This is a genomic window from Aeromonas sp., from assembly GCF_050633025.1.
In the GTDB taxonomy this organism is placed as follows: Bacteria; Pseudomonadota; Gammaproteobacteria; order Enterobacterales; family Aeromonadaceae; genus Aeromonas.
The window spans coordinates 1-10,430 of record NZ_JBODRQ010000117.1; the positions used below are offsets into that span (position 1 = coordinate 1).

General features: G+C 57.7%; 6 protein-coding genes. All 6 read right to left on the bottom strand.

The genetic code is table 11. The annotated features are described in order from the left end of the window. On the bottom strand, window positions 1-485 hold a 485-nt coding region (locus tag ACRAUW_RS14125; RefSeq protein WP_431362783.1), incomplete at its 3' end, for a cell division protein ZapC. 90 nt (window positions 486-575) lie between these two features. Next, window positions 576-1,586: a quinone-dependent dihydroorotate dehydrogenase gene (gene pyrD, locus ACRAUW_RS14130; protein ID WP_431362784.1), complete on the bottom strand. Its 1,011-nt coding sequence runs from the start codon at window positions 1,584-1,586 to the stop codon at window positions 576-578. A gap of 77 nt (window positions 1,587-1,663) precedes the next feature. Further along, window positions 1,664-6,523, bottom strand: coding sequence for an NAD-glutamate dehydrogenase (locus ACRAUW_RS14135; RefSeq protein WP_431362785.1), 4,860 nt, complete (start codon window positions 6,521-6,523; stop codon window positions 1,664-1,666). Window positions 6,524-6,800: 277 nt separating this feature from the next. Beyond that, window positions 6,801-7,022 carry a DUF2835 family protein gene (locus tag ACRAUW_RS14140; protein ID WP_431362786.1) on the bottom strand — a complete coding sequence of 74 codons (222 nt, stop codon included), beginning with the start codon at window positions 7,020-7,022 and terminating at the stop codon, window positions 6,801-6,803. Between the two features lie 70 nt (window positions 7,023-7,092). Then, window positions 7,093-9,717 (bottom strand): aminopeptidase N, encoded by a 2,625-nt coding sequence (pepN, locus tag ACRAUW_RS14145; RefSeq protein WP_431362787.1) that lies wholly within the window; start codon window positions 9,715-9,717, stop codon window positions 7,093-7,095. Window positions 9,718-9,861: 144 nt separating this feature from the next. After that, the coding region (locus ACRAUW_RS14150) for a carboxy terminal-processing peptidase (RefSeq protein ID WP_431362788.1) at window positions 9,862-10,430 on the bottom strand (569 nt) is incomplete at its 5' end.

The following is a 10,430-nucleotide window of genomic DNA, read 5'->3' on the forward strand; positions in this document are numbered from 1 at the left end:
TTATTCATCACCTTGATCACCCCGAAACGCGGCAGGGTTTTGCTGGTGGTCAATACCAGATCGGCAGTGAGGTTCAAACAGACGCTGGCCTGATCCCCTGCCTCAATGACCATAAATTCGCCGTTGCCATGGGGTGTATTCATCAGGACCAGATCACCGTTTTGCGGGATCACTTGCGGATGCTGTTCACTAAAAAACCAGCTTTGCGGCATCAGGGGTTTATAAAAACGACTGACCGCGATGGCATTAAGCACCAACTGAACCTGATGAGGAATACTCCACTCAAGTTCGGCGGCTTTATCCATCAACTGATAATAGAGGGCGGCATCATCGACACAAAAAGACTGGGTAGCAAAGGAACAGGGCACCAATTGTCGCCCTTGATACTCGGTGGCAAATAACATGTTATCAGACAGGTCCAACATCAGACGGTCATTCTGGGCATCATAGTGCCATTGCCAGCTATCGGTCGGTTGGATAAACATGTTGGAGCCCTTACTTGATAATTACCAGTTGACTTTATTCCATATGCAGGAAATCAGCAACGTCAAATAAAGGGCTCCGCCATCTATTTCTTAAATATTGGTCACAATCTCTTTGACCAACCCCGGTCCTTTATAAATAAAGCCGCTATAAATTTGTACCAGACTGGCACCGGCGGCCAATTTTTCCCGAGCCGCCATGGCACTATCAATACCACCCACCCCGATAATTGGCAGAGCACCATTGAGCGCCTTGGCCAGATGACGGATCACCTCGGTACTCTTGTGCTGCAGCGGACGACCACTCAGGCCACCCGCTTCACCGGCGTGGGGCATGTCATAAATCATTTCACGCTCGAGGGTGGTATTGGTGGCGATAACCCCATCAATACCATTTCGTACCAGCGAAGCGGCCACCTGACCTATTTCTTCAAGGCTTAAATCCGGGGCAATTTTAACCGCCAGCGGCACATACTTTTTATATTGGGCGGCCAGCTCTTGCTGACGCACCTTGAGGGCGGCCAGCAATTCATCCAGCGCCTCGCCATATTGCAGCGAGCGCAACCCAGGGGTGTTGGGGGAAGAGATATTGACGGCAATATAACCGGCATGATCATAAACCTTGTCCATGCAGATCAGGTAATCATCCTTGCCCTGTTCGATGGGAGTATCTTTGTTTTTGCCGATATTAATGCCGATGACCCCCTGATATTTGGCCTCTTTTACCTTGGCCACCAGATGATCCACCCCCTTGTTGTTGAATCCCATCCGGTTGATGATCCCCTCTGCCGGAATAACCCGGAACAAGCGGGGCTTGTCATTGCCGCTCTGGGGTCTGGGGGTGACGGTACCAACTTCGATAAAGCCAAATCCCATGGCGCCCAGCGCGTCAATGCACTCACCATCTTTATCCAGACCGGCCGCCAATCCCACCGGATTGGCAAAAGAAAGCCCCATGACAGTGATGGGGCGTTTCGGCAAATTCTGGCGGAAGAAACAATCGAGTGGCGTACCGAGAAGGCGGGGCAAATATTTCATGGAGAGATCGTGCGCCTGTTCCGGATTGAGCTTGAACAGGAAATGCCTGGCGATGGGGTACAACATCTTTGCTCCTTAAAGAAAGCCCCGGCAACTGGCCGGGGCTTTGGGTGTAATGTCGGTATCATGCCTTAATCTGGCAATTAAAGTGCCCGACAATTCAACTGAAGCAGGTTCAACTCTCGCAAGGCCACCGAGAACTTGGCGAACTCGTGGGTACTGGTGGTCTTGAAGTCGGCCAACATATGGGTCCAACGGGACAAAAGTTGCTCATGCTCCGAAATCCAGTCGGCCAGTATGGTAGCGCATTCTCCCTCTCCTTTGCACCCTTCCAGTACCACAGAAGTGAGACTGCGTTGCTGCCAGTCCAGATCTTCGCGGAAGGAGGCTCGCGCCATCGCCTGCCAATGGTTGCCGACCGGCTGATGGTTGATCTGGTCGAGGAACCAGTGAAGATCCAGTTTGGCTCCGAGGCGATAGTAGACATTGGCGGCGCTCAGAATATCGGTCTTGTGCTCCGCGGCAATCTGCGCCAGATCCAGGCTGGAGAAGAGGCTGCTCATATGGGCGACCTGACGGGCAATGGCCTCCGGCACCTGTTTCTCCATCCACTTGGCAACAGCCTGACGATGCTCGGCCACTTCGCTCTCATCCATCACCTCGTAGAGGTGCTTCCCTAAGGTTTCGAACGCCGGGCGGAAGAAGGCGATGTTCTCGCTGATGCTCCAGCTGCGATTGCGGGCGCGCAGGAACCAGCGGGTGGCACGGCGCACGATGCGGCGGCTGTAGAACATCAGCTCGAGCTGAGTCTGGGCATCCACCAGGTTGTCGCACCCTTCGATATCGCGCCAAAGCTGGTTCATGCCAAACACTTCGCGGGCCATGGCGAAGCAGCAGGCCACTTCGGCGACTGAAGCTCCGGTCTCGTCCTTCATCCGGCTGGCGAAGTTGAGCCCCATGTCGTTGACCAGCATGTTGGCCACCCGGGTAGCGATGATCTCGCCGCGTAGCGGGTGATCGGCCAGCTGGGCACCAAACTGCTGCTGCACCTTGGCCGGGAAGCTGGTGACCAGCATGTTGGCCAAGAACGGTTCGTCGGTCACTTCCGGGCAGTTGAGCTGCTCTTTCAGCACCATCTTGCCGTAGGCCACCAGCACCGCCAGTTCGGGGCGGGTCAGACCCTGCCCTGCCGCCATCCGCTCGGAGAGCTCCTCATCAGAGGGGAGGAACTCCAGCGCACGGTCGAGCTTGCCTTCCCGCTCCAGCCCCTGGATGAAGCGCTGCTGCTCTTTCAGTTGTTCAGAGCCGCGGAAACTGGTGACCGAGATGGACTGGGACTGGCGATAGGCGTTAGTGATCACGATCTGCGCCACATCGTCGGTCATCTCATAGAGCATCTGGTTACGCTGCTTGAGGGTCAGATCCCCTGCCGCCACCAATTGGTTGAGCAGGATCTTGATGTTCACCTCGTTATCGGAGCAGTCCACCCCGCCCACGTTGTCGGTAAAATCGGTGTTGATGCGACCGCCCTGACTGGCGTACTCCACCCGACCAAGCTGGGTAAAGCCGAGGTTGCCCCCCTCACCCACGATACGGGCCCGCAGATCGCGACCATTGACTCGCAGTGCATCGTTGCTGCGATCGCCCACTTCCCCATCGCTCTCCCGAGCGCTCTTCACATAGGTGCCAATGCCGCCATTCCACAGCAGGTCGACATTGAGGCAGAGCAGCGCCTTGATCAGCTCGTTCGGCGCCATGCTGGCCTTGTCGGTGCCGAGCAGGGTCTGCATTTCCGGGCTGAGCTTGATGGACTTGGCCGAGCGCAGGAAGATGCCGCCGCCCTGTGATATCAGCTCGCGGTTGTAGTCATCCCAGCTGGAGCCCGGCAGATCGAACAGGCGCTGGCGTTCGACAAAGCTCTTGGCCGCATCCGGAGTGGGGTCAACGAAGATATGCATGTGGTTGAACGCGCCCACCAGTCGGGTGAGCTCGGAGAGCAGCATGCCGTTGCCGAACACGTCCCCCGCCATATCGCCGATGCCGACGCAGGTGAAGTCGGTGGTCTGGCAGTTGACGCCAATTTCACGAAAATGCCGTTTGACCGACTCCCAGGCACCACGGGCGGTGATGCCCATCTTCTTGTGGTCGTAACCGACCGAGCCGCCGGAGGCGAAAGCATCGCCGAGCCAGTGGTCGTATTCGAGGCTGATCTCGTTGGCGATATCGGAGAAGGTGGCAGTCCCCTTGTCGGCAGCGACCACCAGGTAGTAGTCATCCTCATCGTGGCGCACCACGGATTTGGGCGGGATCACCTCGCCGCCGATGATGTTGTCAGTCACATCGAGCAGACCGCGGATAAACAGGCGATAACAGGCCTTACCCTCCTCCTGGATGACGGCACGGGGTGCCCCCACCGGCATCTGTTTGCAGTAGAAACCGCCCTTGGCCCCCACCGGCACAATGACGGTGTTCTTCACCTGCTGGGCTTTTACCAGACCCAGCACTTCGGTGCGGAAGTCCTCTTTGCGATCGGACCAGCGCAGACCGCCACGAGCCACTTTACCCCAGCGCAGATGCACCCCTTCCACCCGCGGCGAGTAGACGAAGATCTCGAATTTCGGCAACGGCAGCGGCATGTCGGTGATGCTGGATGGCGCCAGTTTGAAGGAGATGTAGAGCTTGATGTTGCCCGCCTTGTCCAGCTGGTAGTAGTTGGTGCGCAGGGTGGCGTCAATCATCTCCACATAGCGGCGAATGATACGATCGTCATCGAGGTTGGCCACCTGATCCAGCTTGGCGGCAAGCTCCTCGTGCAGCTTGGCGGATGCCTTGGCATCTTGCGATGGCACCTTGGCGTCCTGCTTGCCGGCAGGATCCAGGCGCTGTTCGAACAGGGTGAACAGCAGCTGGGCGATATCGGGATAACGGGTCAGAGTCTCTTCGATATAGGACTGGCTGAAGGAGACGCCGGTCTGGCGCATATATTTGGCATAGGCGCGCAGCACCGACACCTGACGGCCGGTCAGTCCCGCCCCCAATACCAGCCGGTTGAAGCCGTCATCTTCCAGCTGCTTGTTCCAGATGGCGGCAAACGCCTGCTGGAAACGCTGCTGGCTCTGGGCCAGATCAAAGGGCTGCTCGCCGTGCAGCAACATGGAGAAGTCGAGGATCCAGAACAGATCGCCACCCGGAGTGCGTACCTGATACGGGGTCTCGCCGATGACGCGCAGTCCCATGTTCTCCAGCATCGGCAGCACATCGGAGAGGTGAATGGGTTCGGTGCGATGGAACAGTTTGAGACGTACCCGACGGTCGTTCTCCTCCTCCTGGGCGCGGTAAAACAGCATGCCCAGCGGCTCGGCCTCGCTCAGGTTATCGAGCGCCATGATGTCGGCCACGGCAGAGCCAGGCAACACATCTTCCTTGTAAGCGCGAGGGAAGGCAGTACTGAAACGGCGGCGCAGTTCGTTGCCACGGGCCTCGCCATAGTGGGAGAGCAGCACTGAGTCGAGTCTGTCGTCCCAGCTGCGGGCCGCTTCAATCAGGTTGTTCTGTACTTCGTTCACATCCACATCCACGTTGTTGTTGTTGACTCGCACTATGTAGTGGGTCCGCGCCAGCACACCTTCGGTGAAGTAGACGTTGAACTCCACCTCTTCGCTGCTGCCGAAATACTGTTGCAGGATCTGCTGGGTCTTGATCCGCAGCGCGGTGTTGTAGCGCTCCTTGGTGACATAGACCATGCAGGAGAAGAAGCGGCCATAGACATCGCGGCGCACAAACAGCCGCAGCATGTCCCGCTCCTGCATCTCCAGCACCCCAAGACCGGTGGCCAACAGCTCCTCTTCGCGGGCCTGGATCAGCTCGTCACGGGGATAGGTTTCCAACACGTTCAGCAGCGCCTTGTAGGCGTGGGAGCCCTTCTCGTGACCGGAGGCGGCCATGATGCGCTCGAGACGATGGCTGATGAGCGGGATCTGGGTCGCACTGGTGTTGTAGATGGAAGAGGCGTAGAGGCCGATGAAGCGATCTTCCCCGATCACCTTGCCATGCTCGTCGAAGCGCTTGATGCCGATGTAATCCACATAAGCCGGACGGTGCACCCGGGACTTGCTGTTGGATTTGGTGAGGATCAGCAGGTCAGCACTCAGGGCGGCGTGACGGGCGCTGGCCGGCATGTTGCCAAGACGCTGACCCACCTCCTTGATGGAGTTTTTCATCAACCCCAGGCTGGAGCTCGCCTGCGGCAGGATCTCGTGATCCCCCTCCACCGCCTTGACGTCGTAACGGCGATACCCCATCAGGGTGAAGTTGTGGGCCGCCACCCATTTGAGAAAGGCAACGCAGGAGGCCACCTCCTCCTTGCTGACCGGGTGCTTGCGCTTGGGCAGTTCGTCGATGATCTCATTGAGCTTGGCCAGCATCGGCTGCCAGTCGCCGACTGCCAGCGCTACTTCACCGGCCACCGAGTTGAGCTCTGCAGCCAGCGCGGCCATCTGCTCCTCGCTGGTGAGGTGATCGATCTCGATAAGGAATGCCGTTTCAACCGAGGTCTGCCCGTCGGTGTTGTCGAGCGCTAGAATGGCGTCAATCTTACCATCCGCACCACGAATGAGGTGCAGCGGTTGGTGCAGCATCATGTGGGCAGTGATATTGAGTCGCTTGAGCGCCATCCGGATGGAGTCCACCAGGAAGGGCGAATCCTGCAGGATCACCTCAACGATGGTATGGGGCGATTGCCAGCCGTGGCGGGTCAGTTCGGGGTTGTAGACCCGTATGTAGGGATCGGTACCGCTGCGCTGATTGAGCGCATTCCACAGGCTCAGGGCCGCGCCATAGAGATCGCTGTCATTGCGATCATGCATGTCGGAGCTCGCCATGTTGCCGTAAAACTTGGCCACGAAGCATTCGACCAGAGAGGCACTGTTTTTGGGCAATTTTTGATGGATCAGACCGAGAACGTTTTCGAGCAGAACTGAAGTAGGGGCGTCTTTCAATGCCATTTTTATATTCCTTATCGGACGACATTCACCACCGATGCAGAGGCAACCACCCTGGTTACCCGCTGGTGCAGAGTTGTTGCGAAGTGTAATGGCTTGGATAAGGGAAGGCGAGGAAAGGTGCTAATGAGATGTTAAAAATAAGGTACAGATCACGGCTTAAACTGTGAGAAATTTTGCAAATAACCCAAAACACAGAAATTCCAACTACCTTTGTGCCAGTTTCTGGATAGATAGTGACGCAAAGCAGATAAACAGTCGGTAATCTGTTCTATTTTTGTTAACTTATGCGTTCGAGACTGATAAAGCGGTAATCGTCCTGGGTTTTCAGCCGAAAATAGCCATGTACCCCGCTGATAGCGACAAAAGGCCGGATTTTATCGATGCCAAGCTCGATGGTCAGCCCCTGTTCGCTGCGCACCACCAGCCGTCTGGCATGGCCCTGATACATCAGCATCACCTCATCACTATTCAATGAGAGCCGAAAAGTAAACTGCTTCACGCTTGCTCCTGATCACACGACAAATCACACTATGGGGGCAGGCGCATTCACGCCCCTGCCCCGTCGACACTTACTGCTGCAGCGCCTTGCTTACCTTCTCGAACAGATCCCGTGCCAGCCCCTCAAGGTTGGCAAGACGGGTCAGCTCGGCGCGGATCAGCGCCTTGCGCGCCTCATCCAGTCGCTTGAACTGGATCAGCGGAGTGATGAGGCGGGAGGCCACCTGCGGATTCACCTCGTTGAGCGCGATCAGCAGATCGGTCAGGAAGCGGTAACCGCTTCCATCCACCGCATGGAACTGCACCTGATTGCTCATGGCGAAGCTGCCGATCAGCGCCCGCAGCCGGTTCGGATTGCGAATGCTGAAGGTGGGGTGACTCATCGCCTGTTTCACTTCGCTAAGCACATCGGCAGCCGGTTTGCTGCCAATCAGCCGCAGCCAGTTGTCCAGCACCAGTCCATCCTTGGCCCACTTGCCTTCAAAATCAGCCAGCAGCGCAGCGCGGCATGGCAACAGATAGCCGTTGGCCACCTGCAACGCCGTCAGAGTGTCGGTCATGTTGTCGGCAGTTGCATACTGCTCGCGCACCAGCGCATCGGCATGCTCTGCATCCAGCGCAGCCAGATAGCCCAGCACCACCCCTTTGAGAGCCCGCTTGGCCATGTCGGCGTGCACCACCTGATAACCATTCAGACTCAGGCTCTGATAGGTCGCCGCCAAGCGCGCGCCAAAGGCCTCGGCAAGACGGGTGTGGATCGCGTCGCGCACCTGATGGATGGCATCGATATCGGCCACCTCGAACAGCTCGGCCAGGGTCGCCTCACCGGGCAGCGCCAGGATTTCCGCCTTGAGGGCCAAATCGAGATCGCTGTCGTCAAGAATGGCGACGAAGGCGGCCAACAGGGTTTGGGAAAGCTCAATCCCCTGCCCGTGCTGTACCCGTGCCACCCCGTCGATCACCGCCTTGTTGATCAGCATCTGGGCCGCATCCCAGCGAGCAAACTCGTTGCGGGCAAAACGCATCAGGAAGGCGAGCGCCTCATCGCTGTAATCAAAATGCAGCTTGACCGGTGCGGAGAAGTCCCGCAGCAGGGAGGGAACCGGTTTGACCGGCACCTGATCGAACATGAAGGTCTGCTCTGACTCCAGCACGTCGAGCACGTTGCCGATGGCCTTGCCCTGATACTGCAGAGGAATGACGACACCCTGCTCGTCATAAAGCTCGATATCGAGGGGAATGTGCAGCGGCAGCTTTTGCGGTTGATCCTGAGTCGGCGGGGTGTGCTGGCTGACGTGGAGGCGATAGATACCGCTGGCGGCATCGTACTCGTCGGTCACGGTCAGCTCGGGGGTGCCGGACTGACTGTACCAGCGACGGAAACGGCCGAGATCGACACCGGAAGCATCCTCCATCGCCTGCACGAAATCATCGCAGGTGGCGGCCGAGCCGTCGTGACGCTCGAAATAGAGGCGCATACCGGCCTGGAAGGCATCTTCCCCCAGCAGGGTGTGCATCATGCGGATCACTTCCGACCCCTTCTCGTAGACGGTCAGGGTGTAGAAGTTGTTCATCTCGATCACCACATCCGGGCGGATCGGGTGCGCCATGGGGCCGGCATCTTCGGCAAACTGCGGGCCGCGGACGGTACGCACGTTGTTGATGCGATTGACGCCACGGGAGCCCAGATCGGAGGAGAACTCCTGATCCCGGAATACCGTCAGCCCCTCTTTCAGGCTGAGCTGGAACCAGTCACGACAGGTGACACGGTTGCCGGTCCAGTTGTGGAAATATTCGTGACCGATCACCCGCTCGATACCGTGGTAGTCGCTGTCGGTGGCGGTGGCTGGATTGGCCAACACGAACTTGGAGTTGAAGATGTTGAGCCCCTTGTTCTCCATGGCGCCCATGTTGAAGAAGTCCACCGCAACTATCATGTAGATGTCGAGATCATACTCGAGGCCGAAACGCTGCTCATCCCAGCGCATGGAGTTGATGAGGCTCTCCATGGCAAAACCGGCGCGATCGAGGTTGCCCTTGTCGACGAAGATCTCGAGGGCCACCTTGCGACCGCTCTTGGTGGTGTAGTGGCTGCGCTCCACATCGAAATCACCGGCCACCAGGGCAAACAGGTAGCTCGGTTTGGGGAAAGGATCCTGCCACTGCACGAAGTGACGGCCGCCATCCAGATCGCCGCTATCTACCTTGTTGCCGTTGGAGAGCAGGAAGGGATATTTGGCTTTGTCGGCGGTGATGCGGGTGCTGTAGCGCGCCAGAATGTCGGGGCGGTCCAGATAGTAGGTAATGCGGCGAAAGCCCTCCGCTTCACACTGGGTGCAGTAGGCATCGCCTGACTTGTAAAGCCCTTCCAGCGCAGTGTTGGCGGCCGGATCCAGCAGGGTGACGATGGTCAGCACACATTCGTCAGGCAGGTTGAACAGGGTCAGACTGCTCTCGCCCTGCTCGTAGTGGTCACAGGGAATGCCCTCAATAGCAACGCTCTTGAGGGTCAGCTGCTCACCATCGAGGACGAGCGGCGCATTGTGCTCGCCGTTGCGACGAATGCGGGTGATGGCGGTGACCTGGGTCAGCGGCTCCTGCAGTTGGAAATCGAGGTCGATGGTGTCGATCCAGTAGAGCGGCGCCTGATAATCCTGGCGATATTTGGCCGTCATGGCCTGGGAGTGATCGGTCATTATTGTCTGCTTCCACGCTTGTTAAAGGCGAGAAAGAGGCTGTCACAACCAACTGGCGGGGTCAAACAATTTGCATTACGTCAGATACGCCAGACAAAAAGAAAGGGCGACCGTAGTCGCCCTGGTACATGGCGGGTCGTCTTATCAGCCGCGTTTACTGACCTTGGCCAGATCCGCCGTGATATTGGCCGCCTCAATGAGGTACTCATCGGGCACGTCAAAATCAGCAGGCAATTCATCCAGGCTCTTCAGCGCCGGCTTGCCAAGACGTGCCAGACGCTCGTTGGTACGCTTGAGCGCTTTCTCATCCTGTTTCGCCTGCTCTGCAACACGCTCCGCCTCGTTGAGGGAGACCGACTTTTTGTCTTTCTCCTCCTTATAGTCGGCGATGTCCTGCATCACATAGGAAAACTCGGGATCCTTGGCAATCCGGGCATCGTGGGCCGCCAGCAACTTGGGTAGTACACTGGCGAAGTTGCCGAGTTTCTCATAGTTGGCGGAGGCAATTTTGTCCCACGGCAACGCATTGAACTCACGGCTCTCGCCCGTCTCTTCCGGGGCAACCGGTGTCGGGAAGCTGATATCCGGCGCAACCCCCTTGTTCTGTGTGCTGCCACCATCAATCCGGTAGAACTTGGCGATAGTGTACTGCACGTGGCCCAGCGGCTGCTCGTAGAAGTCATAGACCTTGGCGAGACTGCGATGCTGCTGCA

Excerpts from the sequence above, each read along its gene's own strand:
- pyrD (WP_431362784.1), bottom strand. The coding sequence starts at position 1,586 with ATGTTGTACCCCATCGCCAGGCATTTCCTGTTCAAGCTCAATCCGGAA.
- ACRAUW_RS14135 (WP_431362785.1), bottom strand. The coding sequence starts at position 6,523 with ATGGCATTGAAAGACGCCCCTACTTCAGTTCTGCTCGAAAACGTTCTC.
- pepN (WP_431362787.1), bottom strand. The coding sequence starts at position 9,717 with ATGACCGATCACTCCCAGGCCATGACGGCCAAATATCGCCAGGATTAT.